This window comes from Devosia sp. YIM 151766, assembly GCF_030285925.1.
Lineage (GTDB): Bacteria > Pseudomonadota > Alphaproteobacteria > Rhizobiales > Devosiaceae > Devosia.
Map to the genome: position 1 here is coordinate 2,775,001 of NZ_CP127251.1, position 17,253 is coordinate 2,792,253.

Annotated in this window: 12 protein-coding genes (1 of these 12 only partly in view); 6 read left to right on the plus strand and 6 right to left on the minus strand. The window is 64.7% G+C overall.

The features are described from left to right. Positions 1–1,858, plus strand: the 3' portion of a protein-coding gene (locus tag O9Z70_RS13660; RefSeq protein ID WP_286019989.1) for a M23 family metallopeptidase. It extends 104 nt beyond the left edge of the window; 1,858 of the gene's 1,962 nt are visible here — the last part of the coding sequence; its start codon lies off the left edge, out of view; it ends in the stop codon at positions 1,856–1,858. A gap of 24 nt (positions 1,859–1,882) precedes the next feature. Here the strand turns inward: O9Z70_RS13660 and O9Z70_RS13665 are convergent, their stop codons facing one another. Together O9Z70_RS13665 and clpB are read right to left on the minus strand one after the other, a co-directional pair. Continuing rightward, the gene (locus tag O9Z70_RS13665) at positions 1,883–2,224 is read right to left on the minus strand and encodes a VOC family protein (RefSeq protein WP_286019990.1); all 342 of its coding nucleotides are present in this window, start codon (positions 2,222–2,224) and stop codon (positions 1,883–1,885) included. 130 nt (positions 2,225–2,354) lie between these two features. Then, positions 2,355–4,964, minus strand: a complete 2,610-nt coding sequence (gene clpB, locus O9Z70_RS13670) for an ATP-dependent chaperone ClpB (RefSeq protein ID WP_286019991.1) — start codon at positions 4,962–4,964, stop codon at positions 2,355–2,357. Positions 4,965–5,415: 451 nt separating this feature from the next. Here clpB and O9Z70_RS13675 point away from each other — a divergent pair, with 451 nt between their 5' ends. The 3 genes from O9Z70_RS13675 to O9Z70_RS13685 all read left to right on the plus strand — a co-directional run bounded on the left by O9Z70_RS13675 (position 5,416) and on the right by O9Z70_RS13685 (position 11,781). Further along, positions 5,416–7,467, plus strand: coding sequence for a methyl-accepting chemotaxis protein (locus O9Z70_RS13675; RefSeq protein ID WP_286019992.1), 2,052 nt, complete (start codon positions 5,416–5,418; stop codon positions 7,465–7,467). A 171-nt stretch (positions 7,468–7,638) separates the two neighbouring features. Beyond that, positions 7,639–9,714, plus strand: a complete 2,076-nt coding sequence (locus O9Z70_RS13680; RefSeq protein WP_286019993.1) for a methyl-accepting chemotaxis protein — start codon at positions 7,639–7,641, stop codon at positions 9,712–9,714. A gap of 225 nt (positions 9,715–9,939) precedes the next feature. Further along, positions 9,940–11,781, plus strand: a complete 1,842-nt coding sequence (locus O9Z70_RS13685) for a methyl-accepting chemotaxis protein (RefSeq protein WP_286019994.1) — start codon at positions 9,940–9,942, stop codon at positions 11,779–11,781. Here O9Z70_RS13685 and O9Z70_RS13690 read toward each other — a convergent pair. Beyond that, on the minus strand, positions 11,703–12,200 hold the full coding sequence (locus tag O9Z70_RS13690) for a disulfide bond formation protein B (RefSeq protein WP_286019995.1): 498 nt from the start codon (positions 12,198–12,200) through the stop codon (positions 11,703–11,705). The genes O9Z70_RS13685 and O9Z70_RS13690 overlap by 79 nt on opposite strands. Positions 12,201–12,285: 85 nt before the next feature. Continuing rightward, complete coding sequence (locus O9Z70_RS13695) at positions 12,286–13,116, minus strand: DUF72 domain-containing protein (RefSeq protein WP_286019996.1); 831 nt, start codon at positions 13,114–13,116, stop codon at positions 12,286–12,288. Positions 13,117–13,250: 134 nt separating this feature from the next. Between O9Z70_RS13695 and O9Z70_RS13700 the strand changes: the two genes are divergently transcribed. Next, complete coding sequence (locus O9Z70_RS13700) at positions 13,251–14,054, plus strand: thermonuclease family protein (protein WP_286019997.1); 804 nt, start codon at positions 13,251–13,253, stop codon at positions 14,052–14,054. After that, positions 14,051–15,529 (plus strand): M48 family metalloprotease, encoded by a 1,479-nt coding sequence (locus O9Z70_RS13705; RefSeq protein WP_286019998.1) that lies wholly within the window; start codon positions 14,051–14,053, stop codon positions 15,527–15,529. Before O9Z70_RS13700 ends, O9Z70_RS13705 begins: the two co-directional genes overlap by 4 nt. Before the next feature lie 7 nt (positions 15,530–15,536). On the opposite strand, the gene O9Z70_RS13710 is transcribed toward O9Z70_RS13705, so the two are convergent. Both O9Z70_RS13710 and argJ read right to left on the minus strand, forming a co-directional pair. Next, a complete protein-coding gene (locus O9Z70_RS13710; protein ID WP_286022019.1) occupies positions 15,537–15,944 on the minus strand; it encodes a (deoxy)nucleoside triphosphate pyrophosphohydrolase in 408 nt (135 codons plus the stop codon). Positions 15,945–15,949: 5 nt separating this feature from the next. Beyond that, the gene (argJ, locus tag O9Z70_RS13715; protein ID WP_286019999.1) at positions 15,950–17,185 is read right to left on the minus strand and encodes a bifunctional glutamate N-acetyltransferase/amino-acid acetyltransferase ArgJ; all 1,236 of its coding nucleotides are present in this window, start codon (positions 17,183–17,185) and stop codon (positions 15,950–15,952) included. Positions 17,186–17,253: the final 68 nt, after the last annotated feature.

Below are 17,253 nucleotides of genomic sequence, written 5' to 3' on the forward strand. Positions count from 1 at the left end.
GGGCCGCGAATTGAGCTTTGCCTGGCTGAGCGGCACGGTCATGACCGGCCTGACCAGCGTGCTGCTCATGGGCGCGGCGCTTTACGTCTCCTTCCAGGGACAGGACACCTTCTCCACCGCCTATGCAGCGCTCAAACTGGCCGCCCCGCGCATCGACCAGCCGCTGGCCACCGACCTCGTCTCCAAAAGCTCGCGCCTGCGCCCGGTGGCCGCCACGCGCTCCGACCTCGAAATCATCGAGGCGGCCATTCGCCAGAATGTCGATGGCCGCGAAATCATCCGCAACCAGCCCTTCATGCGCATCTCCGCCACGCTGGCGACCACGGCCACCACCCTGTCGGCCGACGTGCCCTCCTATGATCCGGTCGCCATTCTCAACAAGACCCAGCCGCTGGCCGCTACCAGCCTGGACGTGGCCACCGATGTCTATGGCACCGATGTCGACGGCGAGGTGGCGGTCCGCCAGGCCTCGCTGCCGGCGAATTTCGTGCCGCTCCGCGCCATTTCCGACCAGAACGCTGCCGATTTCGTGCGCGGCATGGCCGAAACCAGTTTCTCCATCGACGGTTCGGGGCCGGCTCTGGCCTATGCCGCCCTGGCGCCCAGCCTGCGCGAACTCAACGGCACGCCGGAAGATTCCCTCGCCGGCGTGGCCGAGAACATCACCGTGGTGCCCAAGACCATTCTCGGCTCCGAAGAAGGCCCGGGCCGCACCGAGCGCTTCCTTACCGTGCGCGAAATCGGCCCGCTGGCCGATACCCTGGTGCGCAACGGCTTCACCCGCGGCCAGGTGGCGATGGTGGAAGGCACGCTGGCCAATCTCATTCCCGCGGCCGGCCTGCCCGCCGGCATCAGGCTGCGCATTCTTTATGGGCCGCTGAATTCGTCCGTTAACAGCCTCGTGCCCTATCGCATGTCGATCTACCGGCCCGAAGACGTTGCGGGCGAGCGGCACATCGCCACCGTGGCGCTCAGCGATAACGGCCAATATGTCGTCGGCCTGCAACCCGATTGGGTGGAATTCCCCGAGGAAGACGTCGAGCAGATCAATGTCGGCAACCTGCCGACCATCTATCGCTCGATCTGGGAAACCGGCCGCAAGCACGATCTCGACGACGAGACCATCGAACGCATCATCGCCATGTTCGCCTATGATCTGGACATGACCAAGCGGGTCGCCGCCGGCGATACGATCGAACTGCTCGAAACCGCCGCCACCCCGGACGCCGCGCCCGAACTGCTCTATGTCGGCCTGACCCTGGGCGGCAGCAAGCGCCAGTTCTACCGCTTCACCGCCCCCGACGGCACCGTGGATTTCTTCGATCCCGACGGCGAGACCGGCAAGCGCTTCCTCAATCGCCGCCCGCTCGAAGGCGGCGGCACCCTGCGCTCGCGCTTCGGCTATCGCATCCACCCCATCTTCAAGACCCGGCGCCTGCATACCGGCGTCGACCTCGCCGCCCCGTCCGGCACGCCGATCTATGCCGGCGGCGACGGCACCATCACCTATTACAAATGGCAGTCCGGCTACGGCAACAAGATCGAGATCCAGCACGTCAACGGCTATGCGACCGCCTATGGCCACCTGTCGCGCTTCGTCGACGGGCTGGGCGTCGGCAGTCAGGTGCGCCAGGGCCAGGTGATCGGCTATGTCGGCTCCACCGGCCAGTCCACCGGGCCGCACCTGCATTACGAAATCCTGATCAACGGCAATCTGGTCGATCCGCTCAGCGTCAAGCTGCCCAAGGACAATGTGCTGGCCGAACAGCATAAGGGCGAATTCGAGCGGACCATCGCCCAGATCAACGACCTGATGGCCCGCGAACCCGCCCCGGTCAATGTCGCCCAGGCCGATTGAGCCAACCCTCGCCCGAAGCGAAAATCACGCCGCCCGCTCGACGTAAACCGCCAGCTCATTGCCGCCCGGCTCGCGGCAATGGAACCGGCGTCCGCCCGGAAAGTCGAACTGCGCCCGGGTGATGACGCCGCCGGCGGATACAACCCGCTGTTCCGCCGCATCGAGATCGTCCGTGCGCACCACCGCCATGGTCGCCGCCACCCGCTCCGGCGCCGCGTCGATGCCGCCATCGATGCCGGCACCAGTGAGCCCGTCATAGACCGGTCCGTAGCTCACGATCCCCCAGCCGAATGCCGCCTGGAAAAACGCACTGCTCCGCTCGCGGCTGGTTGAGGGAAATTCGATATAGTCGAGACGATCGGCCATGCTCTGTCCTCCGAGGCGCTGTTCTTTGTTTGTTCTAAAACGCCGATAGCCCGGCCGCAAGCCGAAAAAGCCAAGGGGCCAGTCCAAGGACCGGCCCCTTTGCGATTTCCGATGCGTGACGCCCGACCGATCAGGCCGCCGAATCGGCGCCTGCCGCGCCGCCCGGTTGCAGGACGATGCCATTGTCGTCGGCATCGACCAGGACATGGCTACCATCGCTGACCGTTCCGGCCAGGATTTCCTCGGCCAGCTCGTCCTGCACTTCGCGCTGGATGACGCGCTTGAGCGGCCGCGCCCCATAAGCGGGGTCATAGCCCTCATTGGCCAGCCAGTCGCGGGCCTTGGGTGTCAGCTCCAGCTCGATGTCGCGATCCCGCAGCAGGTTTTCGAGTCGTCCGAACTGGATATCGACGATCGAGCCCATATGCTCGCGACCCAGGCGGTGGAACAGCAGGATTTCGTCGATGCGGTTGAGGAATTCCGGGCGGAAGGCCGCTTTCACCGCGTCGAGCACCTTGCCCCGCACCAGTTCCACCGGCTCGCCGTCCTTGAGCTCGACCAGATATTCGGCGCCCAGATTGGAGGTGAGGATGATCACCGTATTGCGGAAATCCACCGTCCGGCCCTGCCCGTCGGTCAGCCGCCCGTCGTCCAGCACCTGCAACAGCACGTTGAACACGTCCGGATGCGCCTTCTCGATCTCGTCGAACAGCACCACCTGATAGGGCCGGCGCCGCACCGCCTCGGTCAAGGCGCCGCCCTCGTCATAGCCGACATAGCCCGGCGGGGCGCCGATCAGCCGCGATACCGAGTGCTTTTCCATATATTCCGACATGTCGAGGCGCACCAGGGCGTTCTCGTCGTCGAAGAGGAATTGCGCCAAGGTCTTGGTCAATTCGGTCTTGCCCACCCCGGTGGGGCCGAGGAACATGAAGGAGCCGATCGGCCGATTGGGGTCCTGCAATCCGGCGCGCGAGCGGCGCACCGCCTTGGCCACCGCAGCCACCGCCTCGGCCTGGCCGATGACGCGGGCGCCGAGCGAGCTTTCCATATGCAGCAGCTTTTCGCGCTCGCCTTCCAGCATGCGGTCGACGGGAATGCCGGTCCAGCGCGACACCACCTGGGCGATGTCGCTGGGCTCGACGGTTTCCTTGGCCATGACCGGATCGGGCTTGCCATCGCCATTGTCGGCTGCGACCAGGCGCTTTTCGAGCTCCGGAATGACGCCATAGGCCAGTTCGCCGGCCTTGGCGAGATCGCCCTGGCGCTGGGCGATTTCAAGCTGGCTGCGGGCCGCGTCGAGCTCTTCCTTGATTCGGGTCGAGCCCTGCAGGCGTTCCTTTTCCGCCAGCCATTTGGCCGACAGGCTCTGCGCTTGTTCCTCCAGCCCGGACAATTCCTGCTCCAGCCGGCCCAGCCGGGTCTTGGAGCCCTCGTCATCTTCCTTTTTCAGCGCCTCGCGCTCGATCTTGAGCTGCATGATGCGCCGGTCGAGCTCGTCCAGCGCCTCGGGCTTGCTGTCGACCGCCATGCGCAGCCGCGCCGCCGCCTCGTCCATCAGGTCGATGGCCTTGTCGGGCAGGAAGCGGTCGGTGATGTAGCGGTTCGACAGGGTCGCCGCGCTCACCAAAGCCGAATCGGCGATGCGGATGCCGTGATGCAGCTCGTATTTCTCCTTGAGCCCGCGCAGGATCGAGATCGTGTCCTCGACCGTCGGCTCGGAAACGAAGACCGGCTGGAAGCGCCGGGCCAAAGCCGGGTCCTTCTCGACATGCTTGCGATATTCGTCCAGCGTCGTCGCGCCCACGCAATGCAGCTCGCCGCGCGCCAGAGCGGGCTTGAGCAGGTTGGACGCATCCATGGCGCCCTCGCTCTTGCCGGCCCCTACCAGCGTGTGCATCTCGTCGATGAACAGGATGATCTGCCCTTCGGCCGAGGTCACCTCGTTGAGCACCGCCTTCAGCCGCTCCTCGAACTCGCCGCGATATTTCGCCCCGGCGATCAGCGCGCCCATGTCGAGCGCCAGCAGGCTCTTGTTCTTGAGGCTCTCGGGCACGTCGCCATTGACGATGCGGATGGCCAGGCCCTCGGCGATGGCGGTCTTGCCGACGCCGGGCTCGCCGATCAGCACCGGATTGTTCTTGGTGCGGCGGCTCAGCACCTGGATGGTGCGCCTAATCTCCTCGTCGCGCCCGATCACCGGGTCGAGCTTGCCTTCGCGCACGTCCTCGGTCAGGTCGCGGGCATATTTCTTCAGCGCGTCATAGGCGTTTTCCGCCGACGCCGAATCGGCGGTACGGCCCTTGCGGATCGTTTCGATGGCCGCATTGAGCCCTTGGGCATTCACCCCGGCCGAGGCCAGGATCTTGCCGGCTTCATTGTCTTTCTCGATCACCAGCGCCAGCAGCAGCCGCTCCACCGTCACGAAGCTGTCGCCGGCTTTCTGCGCGGCCTGTTCGGCCGTGTCGAAAACCCGCGCCAATTCGCGGCCGAGATAAAGCTGGCCGGCATCGCCGGAAACCTTGGGAATCTTGTTCAGCGCCGCCTCGACCCCGGCCCTCGCCGTCTTGGCGTCGCCACCGGCGCGCGCGATCAGGCCATTGGCCATGCCCTGGTCATCGTCGAGCAGCACCTTGAGCAGGTGGATGGGCGCAAATTGCTGATGCCCCTGCCCGAGCGCAAAAGTCTGCGCGCTCTGGATGAAACCACGCGCCCGCTCGGTATATTTCTCGATATTCATGCAACTCTCCTTGTCTCGCCCGCCATTCGGCCCCGAAGGCACCGGCATGACGGCGGAAGCGTCGTTGGAGGAATGCCCAAAGGCACATCCCTTCGCCGCATGATGTAGGTGCTTGGCGCGCGAACAAAAGAGGCGCGCGAGACAATTATCGCGGGCGGGCCCGGCATCATCCCCGAAATTGGCGCCTCTATCGCCTGCCCGGCATTACCGGCCTCCGAGCCTCGCTCTCTTCTGAGGAAGTGCCGGCTGTTTCCGGGGGGCAAATTCCAGGCGGGATTGGAATGTTCCGGGTCGATTTTCTCCCGAGGCGCAAGAAAAACGCCGGTGAAATCGATTGCGGGAATTTCCGTATAACATTCGGTAACCGTAATCTCTTAGCGTCCACCCCACGATTCAGCACGGAAGCGCCCGGCTGGGAATTGCCACGGGCTCCGTACGGGGGAAAATAGCTATGAAGTCCATCGCGCGCCTTTTGGGCAATGTGCGGATGACCACAACCATCCTGGTGCTGGTTCTGGCATCGATCATCGGCTCCATCGCCGCAGTGTCGGCATCGATCTATTTCAGCCTGCATGCCCAGGCTCTGAACGATAGCACCTTGCAGCAGGAAACCAATCTGGGGGTGGCGGCCACCGTGCTCGAACGGCGCATTTCGGGCTCGGTCCTCACCTGGGCGGACGACGGCACCATCGCCACCTTCCAGAGCTGGGCCATCCCGCCCTTCTATGACACCGAGGTGATCGATTCGGTGACCCGGGTGACCAAGCAGGACGCGGCCATCTATGTCATCGCCTCCGATAGCGGCGACATCGTCGCCAAGACCACCAGCATCGCGCTGGCCGACGGGACCAGGGCGGTGGACGGAATATTGCCGGCCGACAGCCCGGCCGCAACCCATGTGCTGGCGGGCGAGCCATATCTCGGCCCGATCGCGCTCGATGGCGTCACCTATTTTGCCGCGCTCGAGCCGATCAAGAAGACCAATGGCGACGTGATGGGCGCCATCTTCGTGGGCACGCCCATGGCCCATGTCGAAGCCGCCGCCAATAGCGTTCTGGGTCTCATCGGCATGGTCGGCGCCATCGTCACCCTGGTCCTGGGCCTGATCGGCTTCGTGGCCTCGCGCTTCATCACCAGGCCGATCCCGCGCCTGGCGGGGGCCATGGACGCCATTGCCGAAGGCGATTTCGGGGCCGAGGTGCCCTATACGTCTCTGGGCAATGAGGTGGGCGGCATGGCGCGCGCCGTGGAAGTGTTCCGTCAGAACGGCTTGCGCGTCAGCCAGATGACCGAGGCGGAGGCCGCCCGCATCGTCGCCGACGAGGAAAAGCGCCGGCAGATGATGAGCGAGTTGCAGAGCGCCTTCGGCGAAGTGGTGGATGCCGCCGTCGCCGGCGACTTCACGCATCAGGTGACCACCGAATTCCCCGATCCGGAACTCAATGCCCTGGCCGGCAGCGTCAATAATCTGGTGGCGACCTTCAATCGCGGCGTGACCGAGATCGGCGACGTGCTGGGCGCCATGGCCGATGCCGATTTCACCCAGCGCATGAGCGGCGATTACGAAGGCGCCTTCGCCAAGCTCAAGGCCGACACCAATGCGGTGGCCGACAAGCTGAACGAAGTGGTGGGGCAATTGCGCCATACGTCCGGCTCGCTCAAGAACGCCACCGGGGAAATCCTCTCCGGCGCCAACGACCTGAGTGAGCGCACCACCAAGCAGGCGGCGACCATCGAGGAAACCTCGGCCGCCATGGAGCAGCTCGCGGCCACCGTGCTCAAGAATGCCGAGCGCGCCCGCGATGCCAGCGCCAATGCCGCCAAGGTCACCCACACCGCCGAGGAGGGCGGCAAGGTGATGGACGCGGCCAATGACGCCATGGACCGGATCACCCAGTCCTCGTCCAAAATCTCCAATATTATCGGGCTGATCGACGATATCGCCTTCCAGACCAACCTCCTGGCGCTCAATGCCTCGGTCGAGGCAGCGCGGGCCGGCGAGGCCGGCAAGGGCTTTGCCGTGGTGGCGGTGGAAGTGCGAAGGCTGGCCCAATCGGCGGCGCAGGCTTCCTCGGAGGTCAAGGCGCTGATCGAACAGTCGAGCGGCGAGGTGACCAATGGCTCCAAGCTGGTGGGCGACGCGGCCAGCAAGCTCGCCTCCATGCTCGAAGCCATCCGCGACAATACGGCGGCGCTGGAAGCCATTGCCCGTGACAGCGGCGAACAGGCCACCTCGATCGAAGAGGTGACGGCAGCGGTGCGCACCATGGACGAGATGACCCAGCACAATGCCGCCCTGGTGGAACAAACCAATGCCGCCATCGAGCAGACCGAGGCCCAGGCCAGCGAGCTCGACCGGATCGTGGATGTTTTCACCGTCGAGGGGATGGAGCGGGCACCGACCGAGAGCGTGCATGGACAGCAACAGGCGCTGCGCGCCGCCGCGCCCCAGCTCAGGGCCCAGGGCAATGCCGCCCTGGCACATGATTGGGACGAGTTCTGATCTTCTGCACCATTGATCGAAAAGGGCGCCGCAGGGCGCCCTTTTTCATTGTGCTTTGCCCGTCTTCGCGTCGACCGGGAAACAAGGAAAGATTAACCGCGATCTACTAATATCAACCGATCGCGGCGCAGGTCCGAACGTCTGGCGCTGAGGGAATGTTTTGGGGGAAGCATGCCGAAGCGGATTGGCCTGGGATTGGGCAATATCAAACTCACCACCATGATCGCCACGCTCGTGGTGTCGGCGGTTCTGGTATCGATCGCGGTGATCAGTGCCGCCATTTTCGTGACCATGTCGGGCTCGGTGCAGGTCACCGCGGAGCGCCAGCAGCTCGTCAACCTCAAAACCGCCGCCACCATCCTGCAAAGCAAGCTGCCCGGCGCCGAAATCGCCTGGTCCGAGGACGATGGCAGCATTGCCGGAATCTCGGTCTTCGCCATGCCCGGCCGGTTCACCGATCATGGCATCGTCGATGCCATCGCGCTGATCACCGGGGAAGCCGCCGCCATCTATGTCTGGGACGAGGCGGCAGCGGATTTCGTCGATCTGACGACCACTTTTGCCGATGCCGAAGGCGTCCGCCATGTCGGCACGCGGATCGGCGTCGACAGCCCGATTTATGCCAGCGCCATGGCGGGTGAGGCATTTTTCGGGGAAGAAACCATTCTGGGCGCGCCGTTCTACACCACCTATCAGCCGATCCTGAATCGCTCCGGCAAGGCGCTGGGCATGCTGTTCGTGGGGCTCGAGCGCTCGCATGTCGACGGCATGATCGCCGATACGCTGCGTCCCCTATTGGCGGTGAGCGCTTTGACCCTGATCATCCTGGGGGCCATAGGCTGGGCGCTGTCGCGGCTGATGATGCGGCCCATTCCGGCGCTGGCCGGCATTATGAAGCGGGTCGCCGCTGGCGAATACGAGGTCGAGGTGCCCTATAGCCAGCGCGGCAACGAGATCGGCGAAATGGCCCGCGCCGTGGAGATTTTCCGCGAGAACGGCCTCAAGGTCAGCCAGATGACCGAGGAGGAGCGCGCCGCCTCGCAGCGCCGCCGTATCGAGCGCACCGACATGATGGTCGCCCTGCAGGCCGCCTTCGGCGAGGTGGTCGACGCCGCCATTGCCGGGGATTTCTCCAAGCGCGTACATGCGCAATTCCCCGACCAGGAGCTCAACAGCCTGGCGGAGAGCGTCAATGCGCTGGTGGAAACGGTGGATCGCGGCCTCGGCGAAACCGGCGAAGTCCTCGCCGCCATGGCCCGGGCCGACATGACAAGGCGGATGGCGGGCGATTACCAGGGCTCCTTCGCCAAGCTCAAGGCCGACACCAATGCAGTGGCCGAGAAGCTGAGCGAATTGATCGGCAGCTTGCGCAAGACCTCGCGGGCGCTCAAGACCGCCACCGGTGAAATCCTCTCGGGCGCCAACGACCTGTCCGAACGCACCACCAAGCAGGCGGCGACCATCGAGGAAACCTCGGCGGCAATGGAGCAATTGGCCAATACGGTGGCCGAGAATGCCCGCATGGCCGACGCCGCCAATCAAGGCGCCGACAATGTCTCGGACGACGCGGCGCGCAGCGGGGCGGTGATGGACCGGGCCAATGAAGCCATGGAACGGATCACTCAATCCTCGGCCAAGATCTCCAACATTATCGGCATGATCGACGACATCGCCTTCCAGACCAATCTCCTGGCGCTCAATGCCTCGGTGGAGGCGGCGCGGGCCGGCGAAGCCGGCAAGGGCTTTGCCGTGGTGGCGGTGGAAGTGCGAAGGCTGGCGCAGAGCGCCGCCGAAGCCTCGTCCGAGGTCAAGGCGCTGATCGAGGCCAGCGCCGGCGAGGTCAAGACCGGCTCCGACCTGGTATCGAGCGCCGCCGGGCAATTGCGTGACATGCTGGGCGCGGTGACGGAAAATGCCGGCCTCATGCAATCCATCGCCACGGCCTCCAAAGCGCAGGCGGCGGCCATCGAGGAAGTGAGCGTGGCGGTGCGCACGCTGGACCAGATGACCCAGCATAATGCGGCTCTGGTGGAGCAGACCAATGCCGCCATCGAACAGACCGAGACCCAGGCCAGCGAGCTGGATCGGGTCGTCGACGTCTTCACCATCGATGCGGCGGATGACGCGACGCCGTCCGCGTCCATTGCAGTTCCGCCACGGCTCGAGACCGAAAAGGTGCGCAGCGCCGCCCGGTCCTATCTCAGCCAGGGCAATGCCGCCATTTCAGCGGACTGGTCCGAGTTCTAGTCGAATCGCCGGCCGAGACTGCGCCGCCACAGACAAGGGACATGCGGTTATTTCCGCATGTCTTTCCGCGTCATTGATATTTCCGTCAGAGGCGGGCGTCCTATAAATCACGAATACCGGATCGGTACACTTAACTATAGTGTCCGTAACACCGTATTAACTGCACGGGCTCAGCCTTTACCCTGCTGATCGGCATGCGATCGGTCGCAAAAGGGGGGTGTGCACATGCTGGGATTGCCTTTTGGCGGGAAAACGGCCGGGCGCAATGCTGCGGCAAAGGTGGCGGCGATCATGCGCAGCCAGGCCGTGATCGAATTCGAGATGGATGGCACCATCATCACCGCCAACGAGAACTTTCTCCAGGTCATGGGTTATGGTCTGGACGAGATTGCCGGCCGGCACCATTCCCTGTTCTGCGATGCGGAGCTTGTTGCCAGCGCCGAATATCAGCAATTCTGGGCCGGCCTGAAGCGCGGCGAATACCAGTCGGCGACCTATCGGCGGCTCGCCAAGGGCGGGAAGGAAGTGTGGATTCAAGCCAGCTATAACCCGGTCCTGGATCGGTCCGGCAAGCCGGTAGGGGTGATCAAGTTTGCCACCGATGTCACCGCGCAAAAGCAGCAGGACGCCGACCGCGAGGCGCAGATCAATGCCATTTCCCAGGTGCAGGCGATAATCTCGTTCAACCTCGATGGCCATGTCATCTCGGCCAATGAGAACTTCCTGACAACGCTCGGTTATGCGGCAGACGAGATCGTGGGCCAGCACCATTCCATGTTCTGCGACCCCGATCATGTCGGCTCGGTGCAATATCGCCAATTCTGGGACAAATTGCGGGCCGGCGACTATATTGCTGCCGAATTCCAGCGCTTCGGCAAGGGCGGGCGGGAAGTGTGGATCCAGGCGTCCTACAATCCGATATTCGATGCCTCCGGCCGCGTCGTGAAAGTCGTCAAATTCGCCACCGACATCACCGAGCGCAAGCGGGCCGAAGGCATTATCGACGAATTGACCATGTCGCTGGCGCGCATGGCCAAGGGCGATCTCGGCGGCCATATCGATGCGGTGTTCACCGGCCAATACGAGGCCTTGCGGGGCGCCTTCAACGATTCCCTGGGTCAATTGCACGATATCGTCGCCGGCTTGCGCCAGGCATCGCGCGGCGTGCGCACGGCGACCGCCGAAATCCTATCCGGGGCCAACGACCTGTCCAGCCGCACCACCAAGCAGGCGGCGACCATCGAGGAAACCTCGGCCTCGGTGGAGCAATTGTCGAGCACGGTGAACGAAAATGCGCGCCGCGCCGCCAGCGCCAGCGACAAGGCGCGGCAGGTGGCGCAGAACGCTTCCGATGGCGGCCAGGTAATGGGCGAGGCGACGCAGGCCATGTCGGCCATCGAGGCGTCCTCGGCCAGGATTTCCAATATTATCGGGCTGATCGACGATATCGCCTTCCAGACCAACCTCTTGGCGCTCAATGCCTCGGTCGAGGCGGCGCGGGCCGGCGAGGCCGGCAAGGGCTTTGCCGTGGTGGCGGTGGAAGTGCGCCGGCTGGCGCAGAGCGCCGCCGAGGCTTCGAGCGAGGTCAAGGCGCTGATCGAGGCCAGTGCCGGGGAAGTGCGGGCCGGGGCGCAATTGGTCGGCAAGGCGGCCGAGCGCCTGTCCGACATATTGGCCGGTGCCGATGAAAGCGCCACCCTGATCGACGCCATTGCCCGCGCCAATCAGGAACAATCCGGGGCGCTGGCCGAGGTGGCGGTGGCGGTGCGGCAGATGGACGAGATGACCCAGCACAATGCAGCTTTGGTGGAAGAAACCAATGCGGCCATCGAGCAGACCGAGGCGCAGGCTTCCGAGCTCGACCGGATCGTGGCGGTGTTCAGGACCGGGGCGGCGGCGCCGGCGGCCGAGGAGCGGGCTGCCGCGCCCGCAGCGGAAGTGCGGCCATTGCCGCCGAGTGGAACGAGTTCTAAGGCCGGTTGGCGGCCTTACCGGCCCCGCCGCGCCTGGAAGGCGATTGCGCTCGCCAGCAGGGCGACGATGGCCAGCGAGATCAGTGCATTATAGCCGGCTAGCGAAAGGCCCAGGAAGCGGAATTGCACCACATCGCAGCCGATGACCGGCTGGAGGTCGTTGAGCGCATCGAGGGACAGGCTGCCACCGACGCCCGAACAGGCGGCGGGACCGGGCCAGAAACCCCATTCGACGCCGGCATGGAACAGGCCGAGATAGGCGCCCCAGGCAAAGAGCGCCGTGACGATGGCCATGCCGATATACCAGACCGGCAGCGGCAGGCGGTTCCACAGGGCCAGGATGACGGCCAGTGTGGGCAGGCCCCAATAATAGGGCAGCCGCTGTTCGAGGCAGAGTTCGCAGGGCTGCAAGCCGCCCAGAAGCTGGCTGCCAATGGCACCCAGAATGGTGGCAAGACCGAGGATGAAAGCCAGACCGGCGGCGAACTTGTCCAGGGGGCGGGCATTGATCATGGGCAAAATCTCGGAGATGACGCTGTTGGATAAAAGCCGAATAAGCTGCGGATCGGGCAAAAGCCAGACGGCAACGGGGTCGTGATCAATCGCCCGGCCTCTGGAACCCGAGCGCCTGGCGGAGGGCAATGGCATTCGCGGGGGCGTGCAATTTGTCCTCGTGGACGAAATAGGCGAAGACATCGTGGCCATGGTCCCGCCAATTGGCGATGGTGCCGGCCCAATCGGCGATGTCGGCCTGCTCATAACCGTCCGCATCGGGTCGGGCCGGGCCCTGCAGCCGGCAATAGGCGAAATCGGCGGTGAGATTCCGGAAGGGATTTTCGGCGGTATCGGCGACGACGCGGGCGACATTGTAGCGGCGCAGCAGATCATCGGCTTCGGGGCTGTTGAAGCTTGGATGCCGCGGTTCGATGGCGTGTCTTATAATGGTGACGCCATTGGCATCGAGATAAGGGGGCGTTTTGGCGCCGTCGCTCTTGCCGGCCAGAGCGAGATAGGTATCGATATCGGCGGGCAGAAGCGCGAGGAAGGCATCGAGGCCTTGGGCGTCGAAGGCAAGATTGGGCGGCAATTGCCAGACGAACGGGCCCAGCCTGTCGCCGAGAGCCAGCGGACCGGAGGCGAAGAAATTGGCCAGTTCCTGCCCGCAATTTTTAAGGCGTCTGACATGAGTCACCAATTGCGGCCCCTTGATCGAGAATTTGAACCCGTCCGGGGTCTCGCCGGCCCAGCGGGCAAAGCTGTCCGGCTTCTGATTGGCGCGGAACGTGGCGTTGATCTCGATGCTGGTGAGGCGGCTGGCCGCGTAGGACAGTTCTTTCTTCTGCACCAGGCCGGCGGGAAAGAAGGTGCCGCGCCAGGGCGCATAGACCCATCCCGCCGTACCGGTCCGTACTTCGCCGTGCTTGGCCATGGCGTTTCTCCCTTCGGGCCAAGCTTGAACCGATGGGCCAATATTGGCAATCGCCGGCGCACTCTTCGGCTTGGTAATCTTTTTTTGCCGTATTTTGGTGCATGGTGAACCAAATCTTTCTTGGGGTCCGTCGCTTGCACCGCACCGCCATCGCTTCCCTCGCCGCCGCCTTGCTGACGGGCGCGAGCCCTGCCGCCGCCTGCGAGGGGCTGCGCATGGCGCCGGGCGGCCTGGTGACCGAAGTGGTGGACGGCGACACCGTGCTGCTCGATTCGGGGCTGGCGGTGCGGCTGATCGGCACGCAGGCGCCGAAACTGCCCCTGGGGCGCGACGATGTCTCCGCCTGGCCATTGGCGCCGGAGGCCAAGGCGGCGCTGGAAAATCTGGCGCTGCGCCGCGAGGTGCAATTGGGCTATGGCGGGGAGGAAAAGGATCGCTACGGGCGGGCGCTGGCCCATCTCTTCGTCGGCAGCGGCGACAGCCTGGTCTGGGCGCAGATGCACATGATCGAAGCGGGCCTCGCCCGGGTCTATTCCTTTCCCGACAACCGGCGCTGCCTCGATCAACTTTTAGCGGGCGAAGCCCGCGCCCGGGCGGAGCGGCTTGGCATCTGGACCGATCCCTATTACAGCGTTCGTGCGGCGGATCGCCCGGACGAGTGGCTCGACCGGGCGGGCGGTTATGAACTGGTTGAAGGACGGGTGCTGCTCGCCGACAAGAACGGCCCGCGCGTCTATCTCAATTTCGGCCGGTTCTGGAAAGAAGACTTCACCGCCGTGATCGAAGCGCCGGCGCTCCGCCTGTTCGAGCGCGACGGGCTCGATCCCTTATTGTTGGAAGGCGCGCTGGTGCGCATACGCGGATGGGTGGACGATCGGGATGGTCCGCGCATCGAAGTGACCCATCCCGAGCAGATCGAGGTTGTGGCCAGGCCATGAAAGCGCTTCCGGGCAAAAAGGTGCTGCGTCTGTCTGTGCTGGCGGTGAGCCTGGTGGCGCTCGCCGCCTGTTCGTCGCTGACCGGCTCCAATGTCAGCGTCGGGCGGACCGGCGATAATCCGGCGCCCAATGTCGTGCCGGCGGGCACCGAGCCGGACGACGAAGTCATCGGCCGGCGCGAGCATCCGCGCATCATTGCCGCCTATGGCGGGGTCTATGAGGACCGGCAGGCCGAAATCATGGTGGCGCGGATCGTCGGCAGGCTCCTGGCCGCAGCCAACCAGCCCAATGCCCAGTTCCAGGTGACCATTCTCGATACCTCGGAGGTCAATGCCTTTGCCCTGCCCGGCGGCTATATCTATGTGACGCGCGGCATCCTGGCTTTGGCGTCCGACACCAGCGAGCTGGCCGCGGTGCTGGCGCACGAGATTGCCCATGTGACACTGCGCCACGCGCGGGCGCGCACCGACAAGACGCGCAATACCCAGATCGTCGACCGGGTCATTACCGGGATTTTCGGCGGCGACACCTCCACCGACGCCACCGCCAACCGCACGAGGCAATCGCTGGCCGCCTTCAGCCAGAACCAGGAATTGGAGGCCGATCGCGAGGGCATCAAATTCGCCGGCAAGGCGGGCTACGATTCCCAGGCCGCCGCGCGGTTCCTCGGAGTGATGAGCCGCTTCGCCGCCTTTTCGGCCGGCACCACCAAGGGCGATGACGGCTTCCTGTCCTCGCACCCTTCCACTCCCTCGCGCATCGAAACCGCGATGAGCACGGCGCGCGGCATGTTCGGCAATGCCGGCGGCGGCGAAACCGACCGGGAAGGCTATCTGTCGGCCATTTCCGGCCTCGCTTTCGGCGACAGCCCGGCCCAGGGCACGATCGTGGGCCAGCGCTTCATCCATTCGGCGTCCAAATTCACCTTCTCGGTGCCGCAGGGCTATACGCTGCAGAATTCGCAGAGCGCCGTGGTGGGCGTGGCCGGCGACGGCGAGGCCGTTCGCTTCGACAGCGCCGCAGTGCAGCCCAATATGGCGCTGACCGATTATCTGAAATCGGGCTGGATCGCCGGCCTCAAGGCCGACAGCGTCACCGCCCATAATTACAACGGCATCGACATGGCCTCGGGCCTGGCCCAGACCGATCAATGGTTCTTCCGCGTGGCGGTGATGCGGCTCGATGGCGAAGTCTACCGGTTCATCTTCGCCGCCAAGGCCGACAGCCAGAGATTCGAGCAGGGCGCCGAGACCACGATCCAGAGCTTCCGGCGCACCGATCCCGCCGATCTCAACCAGATCAGGCAGCTCTCGATCCGGCTGGTGACCGCCAAAGCCGGCGACAATGCCGACAATCTGGCACGGCAGATGGCCGATATCGCCGGCGGCCGGGACCTGTTCTACATTCTCAACAATCTGCTGCCCGGCGACCCGGTCGTGGCCGGGCAACGCTACAAGATCGTGGCGCCGCGCTGACCAACCGTCACAGGAGGTCGCAAAGCGCCGCGATCAGCGGCTCGTCCGCCGGCGGCATGGCATAATCGCGCAGGAGCTGCGGCCTGACCCATTTGAGGGCGGCATGTTCGAGCGCCTGCGGGGTTCCCTGCCATTTGCGGCAGACATAAAGCGGCATCAGCAGGTGGACATTCTCGTAGGCATGGCTGGCAAAGGAGACCGGCGCCAGGCAGGCCTGCCTGGTTTCGACCGCCAGTTCCTCGCGCAATTCGCGGATCAGGGCGGCCTCGGGCGTCTCGCCCGGCTCGAGCTTGCCGCCGGGGAATTCCCACAGTCCCGCCATGGCCTTGCCCTCGGGGCGCTGGGCGATCAGCACGCGGCGGTCGGCATCGACCAGGGCGCAGGCAACAACGAGCAGCAGCGGCTTTTCGGACATCATGGCTAGCTGCGATAATCGCCGTTGATACTGATATAACCATGGGTGAGGTCGCAGGTATAGACGGTCGCGCCCCCCTCCCCCAGGCCGAGGCTGACGGTCAGCTCCAGATCTTCGCCTTTCATATAGGCGCTGGTGGCGGCTTCGTCGTAGCCGGGCGCGCGCTCGCCATCCCTGGCCACCACCAGGTCACCGAAGCGGATGGCCAGCCGGTCGCGGTCGGCGGGTTCGCCGGCCTTGCCCACCGCCATGACGACCCGGCCCCAATTGGCGTCTTCGCCGGCAATGGCGGTCTTCACCAGGGGAGAATCGGCAATGGCCTTGGCGATGCGGAAGGCGCTGCCATTGGAAACCGCGCCTTCGACGTGAATGGCGACCTGCTTGGTGGCGCCTTCACCGTCGCGGACCACGTGGATGGCGAGTTCGAACAGCACATCGGCGAGCGCCTGGCCGAAGATTTCGGCGCGGGGATCATCGAGGCTGTTGATGGCGTCCACCGGGGCCTTGCCGGTGGCGAAGGCGAGCAGGGTATCGGAGGTGGAGGTGTCGCTGTCGACGGTGATGGCGTTGAAGCTGGTCTGGTTGTGCCTGGCGAGCAATGCCTGAAGGACGGGAGCGGCGATGGGCATGTCGGTGACGACGAAAGCCAGCATGGTGGCCATGTCCGGCGCGATCATGCCCGAGCCCTTGGCGATGCCGTTGATCCTGACCTCGACGCCGTCGATCTCCAGCACGGCGCCGGAGAGCTTGGGATAGGTATCGGTGGTCATGATGGCCCTGGCCGGCTCGATCCAGGGCGTTTCGGCCAGGCGGGTAGCGGTTTCATCGAGCACGCCGACAAATTTGCCGGGATCGAGCGGCTCGCCAATGACGCCGGTGGAGGCGAGGAAGATTTCGGCGGTGGTGCATCCAAGGGCCCTGGCGGCGATTTCGGCCGTCATTTCGACGCTGTGCCTGCCCTTGATCCCGGTAAAGGCATTGGCATTGCCCGAATTGACCACCAGGCCGCGCGCGAGGCCGCCCGGCAGGTTGGCCCGGCACCAGTCGACGGCGGCGGAAGAGCACTTGGAGCGGGTGAGGACGCCGGTGACGATGGTGCCCTCGTCAAAGGCCATCAGCAATATGTCAGTGCGGTTCTTATACTTGATGCCCGCCTCGGCGGTGGCGAAGCGCACGCCGGCAATGGGGGGCAGATCCGGATAGGTTTTGGGGGCAAGGGGGGAAACCGGAAGGGCGGCCATAATGGAGAACCTTGTGGGCAAGTCTATTGCGATTGGATGTGCCCGAAAGGTGCGGCAGGCGCAAGATG

Excerpts from the sequence above, each read along its gene's own strand:
- O9Z70_RS13665 (WP_286019990.1), bottom strand. The coding sequence starts at position 2,224 with ATGGCCGATCGTCTCGACTATATCGAATTTCCCTCAACCAGCCGCGAG.
- clpB (WP_286019991.1), bottom strand. The coding sequence starts at position 4,964 with ATGAATATCGAGAAATATACCGAGCGGGCGCGTGGTTTCATCCAGAGC.
- O9Z70_RS13675 (WP_286019992.1), top strand. The coding sequence starts at position 5,416 with ATGAAGTCCATCGCGCGCCTTTTGGGCAATGTGCGGATGACCACAACC.
- O9Z70_RS13680 (WP_286019993.1), top strand. The coding sequence starts at position 7,639 with ATGCCGAAGCGGATTGGCCTGGGATTGGGCAATATCAAACTCACCACC.
- O9Z70_RS13685 (WP_286019994.1), top strand. The coding sequence starts at position 9,940 with ATGCTGGGATTGCCTTTTGGCGGGAAAACGGCCGGGCGCAATGCTGCG.
- O9Z70_RS13690 (WP_286019995.1), bottom strand. The coding sequence starts at position 12,200 with ATGATCAATGCCCGCCCCCTGGACAAGTTCGCCGCCGGTCTGGCTTTC.
- O9Z70_RS13695 (WP_286019996.1), bottom strand. The coding sequence starts at position 13,116 with ATGGCCAAGCACGGCGAAGTACGGACCGGTACGGCGGGATGGGTCTAT.
- O9Z70_RS13705 (WP_286019998.1), top strand. The coding sequence starts at position 14,051 with ATGAAAGCGCTTCCGGGCAAAAAGGTGCTGCGTCTGTCTGTGCTGGCG.
- O9Z70_RS13710 (WP_286022019.1), bottom strand. The coding sequence starts at position 15,944 with ATGTCCGAAAAGCCGCTGCTGCTCGTTGTTGCCTGCGCCCTGGTCGAT.
- argJ (WP_286019999.1), bottom strand. The coding sequence starts at position 17,185 with ATGGCCGCCCTTCCGGTTTCCCCCCTTGCCCCCAAAACCTATCCGGAT.